General features: G+C 66.2%; 18 protein-coding genes and 1 tRNA gene. 8 read left to right on the forward strand and 11 right to left on the reverse strand.

Annotated features, from left to right (window positions below; genetic code table 11):
* Window positions 1-40: 40 nt before the first annotated feature.
* Window positions 41-123, reverse strand: a tRNA-Tyr gene (locus E4P29_RS01115).
* 176 nt (window positions 124-299) lie between these two features.
* On the opposite strand from E4P29_RS01115, the gene E4P29_RS01120 reads away from it, so the two are divergent.
* Window positions 300-800 (forward strand): YajQ family cyclic di-GMP-binding protein, encoded by a 501-nt coding sequence (locus E4P29_RS01120; protein ID WP_135041210.1) that lies wholly within the window; start codon window positions 300-302, stop codon window positions 798-800.
* Between the two features lie 66 nt (window positions 801-866).
* Here E4P29_RS01120 and htpX read toward each other — a convergent pair whose 3' ends face one another.
* Both htpX and E4P29_RS01130 read right to left on the reverse strand, forming a co-directional pair.
* A complete protein-coding gene (gene htpX, locus E4P29_RS01125; protein ID WP_135041212.1) occupies window positions 867-1,736 on the reverse strand; it encodes a zinc metalloprotease HtpX in 870 nt (289 codons plus the stop codon).
* An 87-nt stretch (window positions 1,737-1,823) separates the two neighbouring features.
* Window positions 1,824-2,843, reverse strand: coding sequence for a polyprenyl synthetase family protein (locus tag E4P29_RS01130; protein ID WP_135041214.1), 1,020 nt, complete (start codon window positions 2,841-2,843; stop codon window positions 1,824-1,826).
* Window positions 2,844-3,139: 296 nt separating this feature from the next.
* Between E4P29_RS01130 and E4P29_RS01135 the strand changes: the two genes are divergently transcribed.
* Window positions 3,140-4,387, forward strand: a complete 1,248-nt coding sequence (locus E4P29_RS01135) for a geranylgeranyl reductase family protein (protein ID WP_135041216.1) — start codon at window positions 3,140-3,142, stop codon at window positions 4,385-4,387.
* A gap of 12 nt (window positions 4,388-4,399) precedes the next feature.
* Here the strand turns inward: E4P29_RS01135 and E4P29_RS01140 are convergent, their stop codons facing one another.
* The 4 genes from E4P29_RS01140 to E4P29_RS01155 form a co-directional block, all read right to left on the reverse strand.
* The gene (locus tag E4P29_RS01140) at window positions 4,400-5,095 is read right to left on the reverse strand and encodes a demethylmenaquinone methyltransferase (RefSeq protein WP_027498286.1); all 696 of its coding nucleotides are present in this window, start codon (window positions 5,093-5,095) and stop codon (window positions 4,400-4,402) included.
* 14 nt (window positions 5,096-5,109) lie between these two features.
* Window positions 5,110-6,249 (reverse strand): glycosyltransferase family 1 protein, encoded by a 1,140-nt coding sequence (locus E4P29_RS01145; RefSeq protein ID WP_209205259.1) that lies wholly within the window; start codon window positions 6,247-6,249, stop codon window positions 5,110-5,112.
* Window positions 6,250-6,312: 63 nt separating this feature from the next.
* Window positions 6,313-6,738 carry a glutaredoxin domain-containing protein gene (locus tag E4P29_RS01150; protein WP_135041218.1) on the reverse strand — a complete coding sequence of 142 codons (426 nt, stop codon included), beginning with the start codon at window positions 6,736-6,738 and terminating at the stop codon, window positions 6,313-6,315.
* Window positions 6,731-7,219: a DUF3592 domain-containing protein gene (locus E4P29_RS01155; RefSeq protein ID WP_209205260.1), complete on the reverse strand. Its 489-nt coding sequence runs from the start codon at window positions 7,217-7,219 to the stop codon at window positions 6,731-6,733. The genes E4P29_RS01150 and E4P29_RS01155 overlap by 8 nt, the downstream gene beginning before the upstream one ends.
* A 55-nt stretch (window positions 7,220-7,274) precedes the next feature.
* On the opposite strand from E4P29_RS01155, the gene E4P29_RS01160 reads away from it, so the two are divergent.
* On the forward strand, window positions 7,275-7,778 hold the full coding sequence (locus tag E4P29_RS01160) for a DUF2505 domain-containing protein (protein WP_135041220.1): 504 nt from the start codon (window positions 7,275-7,277) through the stop codon (window positions 7,776-7,778).
* Here the strand turns inward: E4P29_RS01160 and menD are convergent.
* Window positions 7,775-9,385 carry a 2-succinyl-5-enolpyruvyl-6-hydroxy-3-cyclohexene-1-carboxylic-acid synthase gene (gene menD / locus E4P29_RS01165; RefSeq protein ID WP_135041222.1) on the reverse strand — a complete coding sequence of 537 codons (1,611 nt, stop codon included), beginning with the start codon at window positions 9,383-9,385 and terminating at the stop codon, window positions 7,775-7,777. The genes E4P29_RS01160 and menD overlap by 4 nt on opposite strands.
* 62 nt (window positions 9,386-9,447) lie before the next feature.
* Between menD and E4P29_RS01170 the strand changes: the two genes are divergently transcribed.
* The 4 genes from E4P29_RS01170 to E4P29_RS01185 are packed head-to-tail and all read left to right on the forward strand — an operon-like array spanning window position 9,448 to window position 13,414.
* Window positions 9,448-10,035, forward strand: coding sequence for a flavin reductase family protein (locus tag E4P29_RS01170; RefSeq protein ID WP_094617372.1), 588 nt, complete (start codon window positions 9,448-9,450; stop codon window positions 10,033-10,035).
* Window positions 10,032-11,096, forward strand: coding sequence for an AbrB family transcriptional regulator (locus E4P29_RS01175; RefSeq protein WP_135041224.1), 1,065 nt, complete (start codon window positions 10,032-10,034; stop codon window positions 11,094-11,096). Before E4P29_RS01170 ends, E4P29_RS01175 begins: the two co-directional genes overlap by 4 nt.
* A gap of 49 nt (window positions 11,097-11,145) precedes the next feature.
* On the forward strand, window positions 11,146-11,994 hold the full coding sequence (locus tag E4P29_RS01180) for a siderophore-interacting protein (protein WP_135041226.1): 849 nt from the start codon (window positions 11,146-11,148) through the stop codon (window positions 11,992-11,994).
* A 22-nt stretch (window positions 11,995-12,016) separates the two neighbouring features.
* The gene (locus E4P29_RS01185; protein WP_245154095.1) at window positions 12,017-13,414 is read left to right on the forward strand and encodes a DUF2252 domain-containing protein; all 1,398 of its coding nucleotides are present in this window, start codon (window positions 12,017-12,019) and stop codon (window positions 13,412-13,414) included.
* Between the two features lie 51 nt (window positions 13,415-13,465).
* Here E4P29_RS01185 and E4P29_RS01190 read toward each other — a convergent pair whose 3' ends face one another.
* Genes E4P29_RS01190 through E4P29_RS01200 form a run of 3 tightly spaced genes read right to left on the reverse strand, consistent with a single transcriptional unit; the run spans window position 13,466 to window position 15,572 of the window.
* Complete coding sequence (locus tag E4P29_RS01190) at window positions 13,466-13,909, reverse strand: hypothetical protein (protein WP_027498296.1); 444 nt, start codon at window positions 13,907-13,909, stop codon at window positions 13,466-13,468.
* Between the two features lie 50 nt (window positions 13,910-13,959).
* On the reverse strand, window positions 13,960-14,931 hold the full coding sequence (locus E4P29_RS01195; protein WP_135041228.1) for an o-succinylbenzoate synthase: 972 nt from the start codon (window positions 14,929-14,931) through the stop codon (window positions 13,960-13,962).
* Entirely contained in the window at window positions 14,928-15,572 is a 645-nt protein-coding gene (locus tag E4P29_RS01200; protein ID WP_027498298.1) for a PaaI family thioesterase, read from the reverse strand. Before E4P29_RS01200 ends, E4P29_RS01195 begins: the two co-directional genes overlap by 4 nt.
* Window positions 15,573-15,640: 68 nt before the next feature.
* Between E4P29_RS01200 and E4P29_RS01205 the strand changes: the two genes are divergently transcribed.
* Window positions 15,641-16,534: a 1,4-dihydroxy-2-naphthoyl-CoA synthase gene (locus tag E4P29_RS01205; RefSeq protein WP_135041230.1), complete on the forward strand. Its 894-nt coding sequence runs from the start codon at window positions 15,641-15,643 to the stop codon at window positions 16,532-16,534.
* Window positions 16,535-16,538 lie beyond the last annotated feature (4 nt).

The following is a 16,538-nucleotide window of genomic DNA, read 5'->3' on the forward strand; positions in this document are numbered from 1 at the left end:
GAAACCCCAGCGAGAAAATTTCTCGCCGGGGTTCCAGGTGTGGCAGATGTAGGATTCGAACCTACGTAGGCATAAGCCGACGGATTTACAGTCCGCTCCCATTGGCCGCTCGGGCAATCTGCCGTGCTGCGATCGAAGTCCGTGCTGGTCTTCGACGCGGTGAGAAGAATACAACGAACGTCCCCCCGGAACGCAAACCGGGTGGATACGGTCGGTAGCGGGCCGATAAAGTCCCAGCGGGATGTGGACCGATACCACCGCAGATACAAATTTTTCGATTCGACTGGAGAGTGTGAGAAGTGGCTGATTCGTCCTTCGACGTAGTGAGCAAAGTCGACCGTCAGGAAGTGGACAACGCTCTCGGACAGGCCGCGAAGGAGCTGGCGACCCGCTTCGACTTCCGGGGATCGGACACCAGCATCGAATGGTCCGGCAGCGGCGAGGCCGAGACCATCGTCATCACGTCCGAATCCGAGGAGAAGGTCAAGGCAGCCCTGGACGTCTTCAAGGAAAAACTGATCCGACGCGACGTCTCGCTCAAGGCCTTCGAGACCAACGACCCCGCCGCGTCCGGCAAGGTCTACAAGGTCACCGGCAAGCTCGTGCAGGGCATCAGTACCGAGAACGCCAAGAAGATCTCCAAGAAGATCCGCGACGACGGCCCCAAGGGCGTCAAAGCGCAGATCCAGGGCGACGAGCTGCGCGTGAGCAGCAAGAAGCGCGACGACCTACAGGCAATCCAACAGTTGCTCAAGAACGAGGACTTCGGCATCGCGCTGCAGTTCGTCAACTACCGGTAGAGCGCCGCATGTGAGTGGAACCTCGTAGCAGACTACGAAGTTCCACTCACATGCCGCAGGCTCCGGTCAGTAGGGCCGGTGGCCGGCCATCCGCTCGAGCCGCTCGATTCGGTCGGCCATCGGCGGGTGGGTGGCGAACAGTGCGCCCGCCTTGTCGCCGATGCGGAACGGGTTGGCGATCATCAGATGCGACTCTGCGGCCAACCGCGGCTCGGGCGGCAGGGGTGCCAGCTGCACCCCCTGCTCAAGTTTGCGCAGTGCCGACGCCAGCGCCAGCGGATCACCGGTCAGCTCGGCACCGGACTGGTCGGCCTGATACTCCCGAGAGCGAGAGACCGCGAGCCGCACCAACGTGGCCGCGATGGGTCCCAGCATCGACACCAGCAGCAGAGCGAGCGGATTGGCTCCCCCGTTGCCGCGGCCACCGAAGACGTTGGCGAAGAAGGCCAGGTTCGCCAGGCCCGAGATGACCGCCGCCATGGCACCGGCCACCGACGAGATCAGGATGTCTCGGTTGTAGACGTGCGAAAGTTCGTGCCCGAGCACCGCTCGCAGTTCCCGTTCGTCGAGCATCCGCAGAATGCCTTCGGTGCAGCACACGGCTGCGTTGCGCGGGTTCCGTCCGGTGGCGAACGCGTTGGGATTGTTGGTCGGGCTCACGTACAGCGCGGGCATCGGCTGGTGCGCGGCGGTCGCCAGTTCCCGCACGATCCGATACATCGCGGGCTGTTCGAGCTCGCTCACCGGCACGGCGTGCATCGACTTCAGCGCCATCTTCGCGCTGTTGAAGTACGCGTAGCCGTTGACGCCGACAGCCAGCACGATCGACCCGATCAGAATCATCGAGTTGCCGAACAACGAACCGATGAAGACGATCAGCGCAGACATCCCGACCAGTAGGCCGAATGTCTTCGCACCGTTGGCGTAACTGTTCATCGTGACGGGTGCCTCCTCGTACCGGGTGTTCCTACCCGATTCAACGACGGCACCCCGACCTGCAGTTCCCGTTCACCGAGTGGGCGACTACCCCACGCGTTCGACGGTGTAGTTCACCAGTCGCCCCAGGGCGTCGTTGGCCGGGCCCTGCGGCAGCAGAGCGAGCTCGGCGTGGGCGCGGTCGGCGTACTCGCCGAGGGTCTTCTTGGCCGCGACCATGCCGGGTGACCGCTGCAACAGCTCCAGAGCCTCGGTGACCAGGGCGTCCTCGGTGACCGGGCCGGCCAGGATCTCACGCAGGCGGTCGCCGTCGGCACCTTCCTCGCGGAGTGCGAACAGCACCGGCAGGGTGTGTACGCCTTCGCGCAGGTCGGTGCCGGGAGTCTTACCCGACTGCTCGGTGGCCGAGGAGATGTCGATGATGTCGTCGGAGATCTGGAACGCGGTGCCGACAGCGTCGCCGAGGCGCTCGAGGCGTCCCACGTGCTCGGCATCGCCGCCGCTGAACGTACCGCCGAAGCGCCCACACGAGGCGATCAGCGACCCGGTCTTCTCCCACACGACCTTCAAGTAGTGCGCGATGGGATCGTCGGTGCTCTTGGCCCCGATCGTTTCGCGCATCTGCCCGGTGACCAACTCGGCGAAGGTCTCGGCGATGATGCGAACGGCGTCGGGCCCGAGCGTCGACACCAGACGAGACGCATGCGCGAACAGGTAGTCGCCTGCGAGGATCGCCACACTGTTGCCCCAGCGTGAGTTCGCGCTCTCCGCACCTCGACGCATCGACGCCTCGTCCATGACGTCGTCGTGATAGAGCGTCGCCAAGTGCACCAACTCGACCACGGTGGCGGCGGTGACGATCGCCGGATCGGTCGGGGACGGCCCCAGCTGGCCGGTCAGCACGGTGAACAGGGGCCGGAATCGCTTGCCCCCGGCCTTCGCCAGATGCAGAGCAGCCTCGGTCAGGAACTCCTCACCGTCGGACAGTTCGCTGATCATCAGTTCTTCGACGCGCGCGAGACCGTCGGCGACGGATCGAGCGAGCTCCGGGTCACCCAGGTCGACCCCGGCAACGACCGTTTCTGCGGTCGCGTCGTCTGTACTCACGATGTTGATCCCTGTCCTGTCGTCGGCGTCGAGCGGCGATGGATGACGGAAACTGCTGCTCGGGTACTACCGTAATGAACCTAGTGTGCACACTTGCACGACGGTGCCGCCCACCACAGGTGACTATTCCCTCACCGAACCGAGCCCGAGTCGCTTCCCGACGCGCCCTCCCGGGGCCGATGAGTGAACGACGTCACCGCTCCCGCGGTGAATACACCCGGTGAGCAGCGGCAACGACAACCGTCCACCGGAGGCCCTGGCGACGCAGCATCGCGGCGATCGGGATACTGGGATCTGTGACCTCATCCAACCCGGCCCTGCCCTCCTCGACCGACGTGTTGGTCGTGGGCGCGGGCCCCGCAGGATCGTCCGCGGCAGCGTGGGCCGCGCGAGCCGGCCGCGACGTCGTACTCGCGGACGCGGCCGTCTTCCCCCGGGACAAGACCTGCGGCGACGGACTGACTCCGCGCGCGGTCGCCGAACTCGATCGCTTGGGGTTGGGCGAATGGGTTCGCGGTACCGCGCGCAATCGCGGGTTGCGCCTGAGTGGGTTCGGCCAGGAACTCGAGCTCGAATGGCCGAGCAGATCTTTCCCGGCCGTGGGCAGTGCCGTCCCGCGAACCGAATTGGACGACCGCATTCGCCGCGTTGCCGTCGACGCCGGGGCTGTGATGGCCGAGGGTGCCAAAGCGGTGTCCGTCACCCGCGACGGAAATGCGGTCCGATCGGTGACGCTGCAGACCGGCGAAGGCAGCCACGACATCGCGTGCCGCACTCTGATCGTCGCCGACGGCGTCCGGTCCACGCTGGGCAAGCAACTCGGACGCCAGTGGCACCGCGACACCGCGTTCGGCGTCGCGGCCCGCGCGTACATCACGTCTGCGCGCAGCGACGACGAATGGATCAGCTCGCACCTCGAACTGCGCGACGGCGCAGGCACTCTGCAGCCCGGCTACGGATGGGTCTTCCCGCTGAACGACGGCAACATAAACATCGGCGTCGGGACGCTGGCCACCGCCACCCGGCCGGCACCGGGAGCCCTCCGCCCTCTGCTGGACCTCTACACCCAGCAGCGACGGTCGGAATGGGAACTGACCGGCGAGCTGCGGTCGGTCGCGTCGGCGCTGCTGCCGATGGGCGGGGCGGTCTCCGGGGTCGCGGGCGTGAACTGGGCGATCATCGGCGACGCCGCAGCGTGTGTGAACCCACTCAACGGTGAGGGCATCGACTACGGACTCGAAGGCGGCCGCATGGTCGTCGACCTTCTCGATCACTCCGACCTGACCGACGCCTGGCCGGCCCTGCTACGTGAGCACTACGGCCAAGCCTTCTCGATTGCTCGACGCCTCGCCGGACTGTTGACAGTGCCGAGGTTCCTGCCCGCAGCGGGCCCGGTGGGCATGCGCTCGCGGGCGCTGATGAAAGTCGCCGTCCGGTGCATGGGCAACCTGGTCACCGAGGCCGACAGCGACCTCGTCGCTCGCACCTGGCGCACGGCGGGAACCACGTCACTGAAAATCGATTCGCGGCCGCCGTTTTCGTAGCCGCTCGCGGCCTCAGGGCCGAATTGCCTTGTGCAGAGCCACGATTCCGCCGGTGAGGTTGCGCCACTGCACGTCTGTCCAGCCGGCGTCGGCGATGCGCTGAGCCAACTGCTCCTGGGTGGGCCAGGCGCGAATGGACTCGGCGAGATAGACGTAGGCGTCGGGGTTGCTGCTCACTGCGCGAGCGACTTTGGGGAGCGCCTTCATCAGGTACTCCATGTATGCCGTGCGAAACGGGCCGAAGACCGGGGTGGAGAATTCCGACACCACAAGACGCCCACCGGGTTTGGTGACTCGGGCGATTTCGCGCAGACCGGCGTCGAAGTCGGAGACGTTACGAAGGCCGAACGAGATGGTGGCGGCGTCGAAACTGGCGTCGGCGTACGGAAGCGCCATCGCGTCACCGGCGACCATCGGCACTCCGCGGGAGAGCCCGGCTCGGAGCATGCCCTTGGAGAAGTCGGTGGCGACGCACCAGGCTCCGCTGCGTCCGAGTTCGACGGTGGAGACGCCGGTGCCGGCGGCGAGGTCGAGAACCCGCTCGCCGGGCTTCAGGTCCAGGGCTCGACGGGTCAGCTTGCGCCAGCTGCGGTCCTGGCCGAACGACAGAACGGTGTTGGTGATGTCGTAGCGGCGAGCGACGCCGTCGAACATCGACGCCACCTCGTGGGGCTCTTTTTCCAGGGTTGCGCGCGATGTCGTGGCCACGAACTCCAGCTTACTCAGGCTGCTTCGGTCACCCGTGGCGCTGTGATGCCTTGCACGTCGTAGTAGTGGGAGATCAGCTCGTCGCAGATGGCAGGCCAGGTGCGGTGCAGAACCGATCGGCGGGCAGCGTGACCGAAGCGGGCGCGGGTGGTGGGTTCGGCGAGGGCACCGACTGCACTGGGAAGCAGTTCGGTGAACTTGTCGACCGGTAACAGGTAGCCGTTTCGGCAGTGCGAGACCAGATCGCGGGGTCCGCCGGCGTCGGGACCGATGACGGGGACTCCGCTGGCGAGGGCTTCTTGGACTGCTTGACAGAAGGTTTCGTGTTCGCCGGGGTGGACGAAGATGTCGAAGCTGGCGTAGGCCTGCGCCAGTTCGTCGCCGCCGAGTTGTCCGGTGAAGATCGCATTCGGCATCAGGGCCCGCAAGGCTGCCGTATCGGGACCGCCGCCGACGATCACGAGCTGGATCGACGGGTCCGCGGCCAGCACGGCAAGCCGCTCGACGTGCTTCTCCGGGGCAAGCCTGCCGACGAATCCGACGATCAGCTTCTCGCCTGCACCCCACTGGCTCCTGAGGGCAGCAGAGGAAGCCGAGGGCGCGAACCGAACCGCGTCCACTCCCCTGGCCCACCGGTGCACGCGCGGGATGCCGTGCTGCTCGAGAGCGTCGACGGCCGAGGTCGACGGTGCCAGAGTGCGGGCCGCACCGCGGTGCAGTCTCCTGGTCCACCGCCACGCGGCCTTCGAGGTGAGGCCGAGGCCGTAGCTCGCGGCGAACCCTGCGACGTCGGTCTGGTAGACGGCCACGGCAGGTACGTCGAGGCGGTTGGCTGCGGCCAGACCGCCCGCTCCGAGCAAGAACGGGGACGCCAGATGCACGACGTCGGGCGCGAAGGCCCGTAGCGCCGAGACCATTCCGAGTCCAGGAACCCCGACGGGCAGGGAGCTGACTTTCGGCACCATCACGGACGGCACTCGGTGGACCGGAACGCCGTTGTGCCAGGTCGCTGCTCGGGGTCCGGACGGATTGTCGGGGGCGACGACGATGGCGTCGTGCCCGGTTTTCTCGAGATGTTCGAGGACACGGATCACCGAGTGGGTGACGCCGTTCATGTTGGGTAAGAACGATTCCGCAACGATGGCTACTCGCACGGTCCTCAGTGTGGGTGGCCACGCGGTCGCCCAGGCATGGACAACGTTACGTGTGGGCCAACGTCACACGAATTGCAGGGCGACCCACGACGGACTCGGGTTGGTGCGGTGTTCGGTGCCCACGAACACCGTCGGAACCGTCTCGTTCCCGTCGTTCACCCACCGAACCCTCGCTGCGGCAGCCACATCTGCGCGGATGTTCGTCCAGACGGCCTTCTTTCCGCGGAGCAACAGCGCAACCCGCAGCCGAAGGCAGAAGATGCAACCGGGACGCCAGTAGATCAGCGGCACCGATTTCTCGGTCGCGAACACTCGAGACGCGTCGTCGGACAGAGAACGCGGATACAGCACCGGAGTCGTCAGAACGAGCATGAACATCACCACGAGCACCATCACCACGATCGAGGACGCGATGTTGCCGAAGTTCACCAACGCGAACCCGGCCGCGGCGGCGATAGCAGCGATGACCCAGTGCCGGGCATTACGCATTCCGTGTCTCCGTGCGCTGGGCCCCCATACGCTGGGCCTCCTTGCGACGTAACCAGAACAGGGCCGGCAGGGCGATCAGCCAGGTGACGACGATGACCGATCCAGCGGGGACGATGGCCACGGTGGCGTCACGGCCGGCGACACGCACCAGCAGGTCGTTGTCGCTGTCGTTGTTGCCGGAGTCCGCCTTGTAGTACTCGACCTCGATGCGTTGCCCGACGACGAGATTGGTGGGGTACAGGACGCCGAGTCTGGGGTTGTGGGTCACGCCGTCGGGGGTGATGAAACTGACCGCCGAACGCAATTTGCCCGCCGAGAGCACCTCGGCCGTCGCGACGCCCTTGTCGGAGTCGATGGTGACGTCGTTTCGCCAGGCACCGACCACCAAGAGGACCGACAGAACAGAGATGGCGACCGCGGCCACGAGCACGACCAGCCGGATTCTGTGCAGAGTTCGACTGCCCCTCTCGGTGTCCGTCACGGTGTTCAGGTTACTTCGCGGCCTGTTCGCCTCCGCTCCGGTAGCGTCTGTGCTCATGTCGCGCAGCTTCGAGTTCACCGTCGAATCGTCCAATCCGCCCGCTGACGTGCACGCCGCACTCACCAGTGAAGCCCAGTGGGCCGCTCGCTTCGCCAAGGCGAAGAAGACGGACGGGTACGAGATGACCAAGCACGACGACGGCGGCTTGACCGTGGACATCACCGAGGAGGTCGGCACGTCCGAACTGCCCGGGTTCGTCACGAAGGTCATCAAGGGCAAGCTGATCGTCTCGCGTACCGACCACTGGGGTCCACTCGACGGCGACCACGCCGAGGGCACGCTGGTCGGCGGCACCACCGGTCTACCCGCGAAGGTGAACGGCACCCTCTCACTTCGCCCCGACGGCACCGGAGCCAAACTGATCGTCAAGGGCGAGTCGACGGTCAAGATCCCGCTCGTCGGCGGCAAGATCGAAGACCTGATCAACAAGATGATCAAGGACATGATCGATCAGGAAACCGGCGAAACCCTCGAATGGGTTGCGGCGCAACAGAATTAGAGACGGGCCCGGATCGCCGCATGTAGGTCGCGCAGCCCGGACCGTTCCGTCGTCACTTCCAACACTCGAATTCCGTCGGCGTGGCCGGTGAGTTCGGCCGCCAGCTCCGCCACGTCCACCAGACGGTGTTCGACGCGGTACGCCCCGCACAACGCTCCCAGGTCCATTCCGTGCGGTGTTCCGAACACCCGCTCGAACACACCCGCGTACTGCGGGTCGCCCTGTTCGAGAAGCTCGAAGATGCCGCCGCCGTCGTCGTTGGCGACGACGATCGTCAGGTCGTCCGGACGCGGCTCACCGGTACCGATGAGCAGACCCGCCGCGTCGTGCAAGAACGTCAGATCACCGAGAAGTGCCACGGTGCGGCGCTTTCCTGCCATCGCCGCACCGATGGCCGTCGAGACGGTGCCGTCGATCCCGGCCACGCCGCGGTTGGACAGAACCTTCACGCCCGGGATCGGAGTGGAGACCAGGGCCGCGTCGCGCACGGGATTGGAGGCCCCGAGCACCAGCTGATCTCCGGGCTCCAATGCCGACATCACCGCGTCGGCCACATGCAGCCCCGTCGGCTTGGGATGCTCTCGAAGTTGTTGGTGCACAGCCTTTTCGGCGCGTTCCGATACGGCAGCGCATCGTGCGATCCACGCCGGATCGGGTGCGCCGGTGGTCACGGCACGCGTGCCGGTCGCCAGTACGTTGCCCGAGACGTCGGGCCACCGCGGGCCGGTGGTGAGCGCGATGACGTCCACCGCCGGATCCGCGAGGAGCGCCGACACCTGCCGGTGCAGGGTCGGGCGACCGGTGATGACGGCTTGACGCGGCTTCAACTGCGCCAGAGCCAAGGGGTGCAACGCAATTCCGTGCAGTGGCGCGGTCGGCTCGGCGACGGTCGGCAAGCCGGAGAGCTCCGGACGAACGGCACCGCCGTGCCCGGACACGACGACGGTGTCGACCGTCAGATCGAGTTCGACCGGCACGTCGAGGGTCGCCTGGGTGGTCGAGGTCCACGGCATCCCGTCGGGACGTCCTTCGGGCCGCGCCCCCGGATCGCCGAGAGCGGGAACCAACGGTTCGCGCAGTGGGATGTCGAAGTGCACCGGCCCGGCGTTGCCCGAGCGCGCACCGCGCGCAGCAGCGATGACCCGCGAGACCGCGCTTCGCCACTGACTGTTCTGCTTGGGTCCTTCCTCTGCGAGCCCGAGGCTGATCGTCGCGCGGACCTGCGACCCGAAGAGGCCCAACTGCTCGATGGTCTGGTTGGCACCGGTGCCGAGCATCTCGTACGGCCGGTTGGCACTGATGACGATCAGCGGGATCCGAGCGTAATTCGCTTCGAGCACGGCGGGTCCGAGGTTCGCCACCGCCGTTCCCGACGTCATCACCACCGGAACGGGTTGGCCGCTACCCAGGCTCAGTCCGATGGCCAGAAATCCGGCGGTTCGCTCGTCGATCCGCATATGCAGTCGTAGCCGTCCGGCCGCGTCGGCTTCCTGCAACGCGAACGCCAACGGGGCGTTACGCGAGCCGGGACAGAGCACGACGTCTTCGATCCCGCTGCGCGCCAGTTCGTCGACGACTGCAGTGGCCTGAGCGGTGGACGGATTCACAGTTTCCAGAGTGTCAGATGCTCCGGTCGGCCGCCGCAACCGGGCTTTGACAGTATTGAGGGGTGCGTACAGTCTTCCGACCCGATGAGGTCACCCCACGTCGCTTCTACCAGCTCCTGACCGCGTCGGTGGTGCCCAGACCCATCGCGTGGGTGTCCACCGTGTCCGCCGACGGTGTGGCGAACCTCGCGCCCTACAGCTTCTTCACGGTGTCGTCGGTGGAGCCGCCGGTCGTGCAGTTCACGTCGGTGAGCCGCAAGGACAGTCTGCGCAACATAGAGGCCACCGGCGAGTTCGTCGTCAATCTGGCCACGGCACCGTTGGTCGATCAGGTCAACGACAGCTCGGCGAGCTTCGATCACGGCGTCAGCGAGTTCGAGGCGGTCGGCATCGAGAGCGAACCCAGTGCGATCGTGACGCCGCCGCGCGTGGCGGCCGCACCGATCGCCATCGAGGCACGGCTGCATCGCGTCGTCGAGGTGGGAAACTGCTTCGTCGTCATGGGCACCGTCGTCGCGCTGTCGGTACGCCCCGAATTCTTGGCCGAGGACGGACTCCCCGAGTTCGAGACCATCGCACCGCTCAGTCGACTCGGCCGTACCGAGTGGGGACTGCCGCCCGAGGTTCGCGAGATCGAGCGACCTTCTTGATCCGCTGGCTGCTGCTGGTTCTCGTCACGGTCGCACTGACCGTCGGGGCCGACGCACTCGGTGTGCCCTCGGCAGCATTGTTCGTTGCACTGCTGGTAGCGATCGTGTTCGCGCTCGCCGGGTGGGCTCCGACGACCGGAACCGAGCGAGCGCCGCTGCCCCGCAGACTCGGCATGGCGGCGCAGGCAATACTCGGTGTCGAGATCGGAACGCTCGTGCAGAGCGACACTCTGAGCTCGCTGGGCGATACCTGGCTGCCGGTACTGCTGGCATGCATCGGCACCCTGCTGCTGTCGATCGCGGCCGGCGCGCTGCTGGGGCTTCGCAAAGACATCGATTCACTGACCGGCTCCTTGGCGCTGGTCGCAGGCGGAGCCTCGGGCCTGGTGGCGATCACGCAGGAGCTCGGCGGCGACGAACGCGTGGTCGCGGTGGTGCAATACCTGCGCGTCGTGCTGGTGACCACGACGCTGCCACTGGTGGCAACCCTGGTGTTCGACGCCCAACCCGGACAGTCTTCGGTCACCGCCGACGTACACGGGGCTCTGTGGATCGATCTCGTCTTCGTGGTGATCTGCGGTGTCGTCGGTGTGGTGCTGGCCAAGGCGATACGGCTGCCCGCCCCCGCCCTGCTCGGTCCGCTGATGATGGCCACGCTCGCCGACGTGCTCGGGGTGTCGTTCGACGCGTCCGTCCCGACGCTGTTGCTGTGGGCGGCGTACATCGTCATCGGCTGGCAGGCCGGGCTGCGGTTCACCGTTGCCAGCCTGAAGTCGATTTCACGTGTCCTGCCCGCTTCGTTGATGTTGATCATCGCCGTCACCGTCTGCTGTGCGTTTCTCGGTTTGTGGTTGGCGTCCGCGACGGGGACGAGCGGCTACGAGGGCTACCTCGCGACCACTCCGGGCGGGGTGTACGCAGTGCTGGCCATCGCGGCGTCGACCGGCGCGAACGTCACGTTCGTCGTGGCCGCCCAGGTGATCCGCGTGTTCATGATGTTGTTCGCGGTGCCCGTCGGAGCCAAGGTGGTTCAGCACTATCGGCGCGGTCGGCCCGAATGAAGGATCGGCGCACCACCATGCGCGGTTAGGGTCGACTAACCTCTGCGGTATGAGCAAGTACCTCAAACCGGAGAAGCCCGCGTTCTACCGCCTGACCGTGCTCGGAAGCGAGCGAATCAGCCCCGGCTTCATCCGGGTCACCCTCGGCGGCGATTCGCTGTCGAACTTCCGCTACATGGGCTACGACCACTGGTTTCGCCTGTTCCTGCCGCAGCCGGGCCAGGACGAGCCGCGCATTCCCAGCGCCACCTCGATGCTCTGGTACGCCCAGTACCTGACGTTCTCCAAGGACACCAAGCCGGTGGTCCGCAACTACACGGTCAGCCGATACCGCACTGCGGGAGAGGGCACGTACGGCGACGGCCCGGAGCTGGATGTGGACTTCGTCGTGCACGGCGAAGCCGATAGTGGAGGTACCGCCGATGGTCACAGTGGTCCGGCGTCGTCGTGGGCTGCTCGGGCGGTCCCAGGCGACCACGTCGCGATCTTCGACGAAGGACGTATCTACACGTTCGAGGGACAACCGAGCTGGCAGTTGCTCGTCGGCGACGAGAGTGCAGCCCCGGCGATTCTCGGCATTCTGCGATCGTTGCCGGACGACGTTCGGGTCAAGGCCTTCGTCGAAGTCCCTTCCGAGGCCGATATTCAGAAGCAGGACGTGCAGGCAGGCGTCGAGATCGAGTGGGTCGTGCGCCCCAACCCCCTGACCAAGCCGGGCGAGGCCGCATTGGCCGCGGTGCAGAAAGCCGAGCTTCCTGACGGCCATCCGTTCGTCTACGTGGCCGGGGAACAGGGATTGGCGACGGGCCTGCGCCGATACCTGGTGAACGAGCGTTCCGTGCCCAAGTCGCAGATCTGCTTCACCGGATACTGGAAGTTCGGTAAAGCCGCCCCGTAGCCCTCGATTAGTGTGATGTCACATGTCCGGCTCCGGAAAAGGTCACACCGTCGTCACCGACTCGGCAGGAGTCGACAGCGCACCGTACGCGTCGTTGCGTGCGCGGCCGCTCCCCCGAGCCGAACGATACGAGCTGGGTCGACGCCTGCGCGACAAGGTCCCGATCGCATCACTGGGCGACTGGACGCCGCCGCCGGATCGCCCGGACCCGGTGCAGCAGATCGAGTACTCGCACCAGGGTCGGATCGAATGGCTCATTCCCACGCGCCTCGAGCGCATGGTCGAGTCCCCGTACGGCTTCCTGCGCGGGACGGCCATCGTCATGGCCCGCGACGTGGCGATGCTGCCGTCCACCGGCATCAACCCGGTGATCAGCGGCGACGCCCACCTCGGAAACTTCGGCTTCTACGCCTCCCCCGAACGCGACCTCGTCATCGACCTCAACGACTTCGACGAAGCGCACCCGGGTGCCTGGGAATGGGATCTACGACGCCTCGCCGCGAGTATCTGGGTGGCCGGCCGACAGAACGGACGCAGCGAGGATCGGTGCCGCGATGCCGTCGCCGCCTGCGTGTCCGCATATCGAATCGAGGTCGCGCGTCTCGCCGACGAACCGCTGATGTCGCGTTCGTTCCAGCGGCTGACGGCGGAGAAACTGCAACGGGACGCCACCGCGGGATCGTTGCGCAAGGAGATCAAACGCGCCACCAAGAAAGCGCGTCGACGCACCAGTGACCGCGTCCTTCCGCGATTCACCGAGGAACACGAGGGCACTCGCAGGATCGTGGAAGAGCCGCCCATCACCACCCGCATCTCGGCCGAGGACGAGGAATTGCTGGCCGTCGGACTGGACGAATACCTGCTCACCCTCACCCCGCATTGGCGTCGGGTACTGGGGGGATACACGTTGATCGACGTCGCGCATCGCGTCGTCGGAGTCGGCAGTGTCGGGCTCCGGGCGTATGTGGCACTGCTCGAGGGCACCAGCGCGGACGACGTCGTGTTCCTGCAGCTCAAGCAGGCCAGACGGTCGGTGCTCGCGCCCTACGTGCACGGCGAATCGGCCTGGCACGACCACCAGGGACAACGCGTGGTGGAGTACCAGCAGGATCTGCAGACGGTCAGCGATCCGCTGCTGGGGTGGTGCACGATCGCCGGTCGGCAGTACTACGTGCGGCAGTTCCGGAATATGAAAGGGACGATCGATCTCTCGTCGATCGATGCACCAGCGCTGGTGGACTACGCGCGGGTGGTGGGGCGACTACTGGCGAAGGGACACGCTCGCACCAGCGGCGCGTCGATGATCTCGGGATACACAGGCGATTCCGACGAGCTCGACGTCGCACTGTGCCGATTCGCGCGGCTCTACGCCGACCAGACCGAGGCCGATTGGGAGCGTTTGAGCGCTACGCGCATGTGAGTGGAAACTCGTACCCTGCTACGAATTTCCACTCACATGCGGCGAAGCCGCTCAGGCGTGCTTGGCGACCAGATCGCCGACGCGCGGCAGTGCCTCGGTAACGTTCTTCTTCGCCGAGCCACGCAGGCTGCCGTAGAACTTCTTGACGACGGACTTGTCCGTCTCCTCGATGCGCGCATCGGTGACCGAGAGCAGAGCGTCGGACGCGGCATCTCCGTTGGCGGCGAGATATTCACCGAACGTGCCCTGCGGCGCGGCGTTGTACGACTGCCAGAACGGGTCGAGCTTGTCGACGAAATCGGGCCACAGCGCCGAGACGGCATTGTCGATGTAGGACGGACCGACCTTCTTCACTGCGCCGTAGCCCCCCTTGACCGCGAGGCCACTCGCGCCCTTCTTGTCGGCTACCTCGGCGTCGATCAATGCCAGTACGTCGACGCGCAGAGCGTCGGCCTTCGACTCGTCGAGCAGCGAATCCTTCAGTGCAGCAACCACTTCGAACTTCCTCCCAGATGTCGGCGGCCCCACGCGGACCGGGCGCAACACTACCGCAGCAGGGCGTGGCAGCGCCGCACTCGCTCGATCCACCACTGGCTGCGCTCGGCGTCGGCACCGAGTTCGATCAGCGCCTGCGGATACGGTTCGACGCTCGCAACCGGATACGTTCCGTCGACCACCTCGGGTGCCGGTGCAACGTCGCGAACGAACAGGCTGCCCGTCCCCAGTCCGCAGGCGAATTCGAGATGCGGCAGCGCGGCGGCAGCGGCGAGCCCGGAGGCGATGCCCACAGCCGAATCGAGTGCACTGGACACGACTACCGGCACGCCGTACTCCCCCAGGTCGCCGGCCAGTTCGAGCAGTGCACGCATGCCGCCGAGCGGAGCGACCTTGAGTACCGCGATATCCGCGCCGCCGGCCCGCACGACCTTCATCGGATCCTCGGCCCGGCGAATGCTCTCGTCCGCGGCCACCCGAACTCCCGGAGCCCGGCGGCGCAGCTCGACGAGCTCGGCAACGGTGGCGCACGGCTGTTCCGCGTATTCGAGTGGGCCGTCCGCAGTGAGAGCAGCCAACGCAGTCACTGCCTCGTCGACGGTCCAGCCGCCGTTGGCGTCGATCCGCACCCGCGGCACCAGCTCGCGCACCGCACGAACGCGAGCCACGTCGTCGGCCAGGCTCTGCCCCTTCTCGGCCACTTTCACCTTCGCCGTTTCGGCCCCGGGTGAGCGGCTCAGCACGGCCGCAACGTCGGAGGCGTCGACCGCGGGCACGGTCGCGTTGACCGCGATGCGTCGACGCATCGCACTGGGTGGGCCATCCCACGCGGCCTCGATCGCCGACGCCAACCACGGGGCGGACTCGACGTCGTCGTACTCGGGGAACGGCGAGAATTCTCCCCACCCACCGGGCCCGCGAATCAACATGACCTCACGGGTGGTGATCCCGCGGAACTTCGTCCGCATCGGCATCGAGAGCACGTGCGCACCGTCGAGCAGATCGTCGATCGGGGGAATCATTGCTGCCCCGGGAGCAACTGCACCATCAATGCCTCGCAATCGGCGAGCAGGTTGCCGTCCAGATCCGTGAGCCTCGCACTGATGAAGGTCTTGCGACCCTCCACCTTGTCCACTGCACCCTCGACGACCAATTCGGTGTTCAGCGGGGTCACCTTGCGGTAGTTGATGTGTAGATATGCGGTCCGGCTGATGGGCCGACCGTACGCATGCTGGATCAGGCCGAAGAGGTCGTCGAACAGCAGCGGAAGGGTTCCGCCGTGCGCGGCGGCGTTGCCCCCGAGGTGAAAGCGACGGAACATGCCACGGCTGCGAACGCCGTCGGCTGCGAACTTCTCGATGATCCACGGCGGCAGCAGCAGCGAACCGCGGCCCGGCAGAGCAGGTACCCGCCCCGCGGTCTGCTTGCCTTCGGCTACCACGTGCGGCTCCAACAACTCGATCAGTTCCCGAGTCTTGCTCGCGGCTGCCTCGGTGACGTCGGCGGGCAACGACGTGGACACCGCGAGATCCTGGACCGTGCGCAGTGCCTCGAGCAACTGCCCGTATTCCGGACCCACCTTCGCCGGAACGAAACGCGGGAAGCCGCCGTGGTGGTCGTAATCGGGGTCGGAACTGCGGTCGAGCTGCATCGGATCGGTCATGACCTGCACGCTAGCTGCATCGCCCGGCCGCAGCGGATTCAGCCCTCGCCACCGTTAAGCTGGCCCACGTGACCTTCACTCCCGCACTGTGGCGTCCCGTTCCCGGCTTCGAAGATCTGACCGACATCACTTATCACCGCCACGTGTCCGACGCGACCGTACGGGTGGCGTTCGATCGTCCCGAGATCCGCAACGCTTTTCGGCCGCACACCGTCGACGAGCTGTACCGCGCGCTCGAACACGCACGCGTGAGTTCGGACGTGGGAACCGTGCTGCTCACCGGAAACGGGCCGAGCAGCAAGGACGGCGGCTGGGCATTCTGTTCCGGCGGCGATCAGCGCATTCGCGGACGAAGTGGCTACCAGTATGCGGACGGTGAAACGGCCGAGACGGTCGACAAGGCTCGCGCGGGCCGTCTGCACATTCTCGAAGTACAGCGGCTGATCCGCTTCATGCCCAAGGTCGTCATCTGCCTCGTCAACGGGTGGGCAGCAGGCGGCGGTCACAGCTTGCACGTGGTGTGCGATCTGACGCTCGCGAGCCGCGAACACGCTCGCTTCAAGCAGACCGACGCCGACGTGGGCAGCTTCGACGGCGGTTACGGCAGTGCGTACCTGGCCAAGATGGTCGGGCAGAAGTTCGCCCGTGAGATCTTCTTCCTCGGCGAGACGTACTCGGCCGAGGAAATGCACCGCATGGGCGCGGTGAACAAGGTCGTCGATCACGCCGAACTCGAGAACACCGCCATCGATTGGGCCGCGAAGATCAACGCCAAGTCGCCGCAGGCGCAGCGGATGCTCAAGTACGCGTTCAACTTGCAGGACGACGGTCTCGTCGGCCAGCAGTTGTTCGCCGGTGAAGCCACCCGGCTGGCGTACATGACCGACGAGGCCGTCGAAGGGCGCGATGCGTTCCTGGAGAAGCGCGAGCCCGACTGGTCGCCGTTTCCTCGTTATTTCTGACGCT

The organism is Rhodococcus sp. 1R11 (genome assembly GCF_004563845.1).
In the GTDB taxonomy this organism is placed as follows: Bacteria; Actinomycetota; Actinomycetes; order Mycobacteriales; family Mycobacteriaceae; genus Rhodococcoides.

Coding starts and splice junctions, on each gene's coding strand:
- E4P29_RS01195 (WP_135041228.1), bottom strand. CDS start 14,931: ATGATTCCCCCGATCGACGATCTGCTCGACGGTGCGCACGTGCTCTCG.
- htpX (WP_135041212.1), bottom strand. CDS start 1,736: ATGAACAGTTACGCCAACGGTGCGAAGACATTCGGCCTACTGGTCGGG.
- E4P29_RS01185 (WP_245154095.1), top strand. CDS start 12,017: ATGTCCGGCTCCGGAAAAGGTCACACCGTCGTCACCGACTCGGCAGGA.
- E4P29_RS01180 (WP_135041226.1), top strand. CDS start 11,146: ATGAGCAAGTACCTCAAACCGGAGAAGCCCGCGTTCTACCGCCTGACC.
- E4P29_RS01160 (WP_135041220.1), top strand. CDS start 7,275: ATGTCGCGCAGCTTCGAGTTCACCGTCGAATCGTCCAATCCGCCCGCT.
- E4P29_RS01150 (WP_135041218.1), bottom strand. CDS start 6,738: ATGCGTAATGCCCGGCACTGGGTCATCGCTGCTATCGCCGCCGCGGCC.
- E4P29_RS01200 (WP_027498298.1), bottom strand. CDS start 15,572: ATGACCGATCCGATGCAGCTCGACCGCAGTTCCGACCCCGATTACGAC.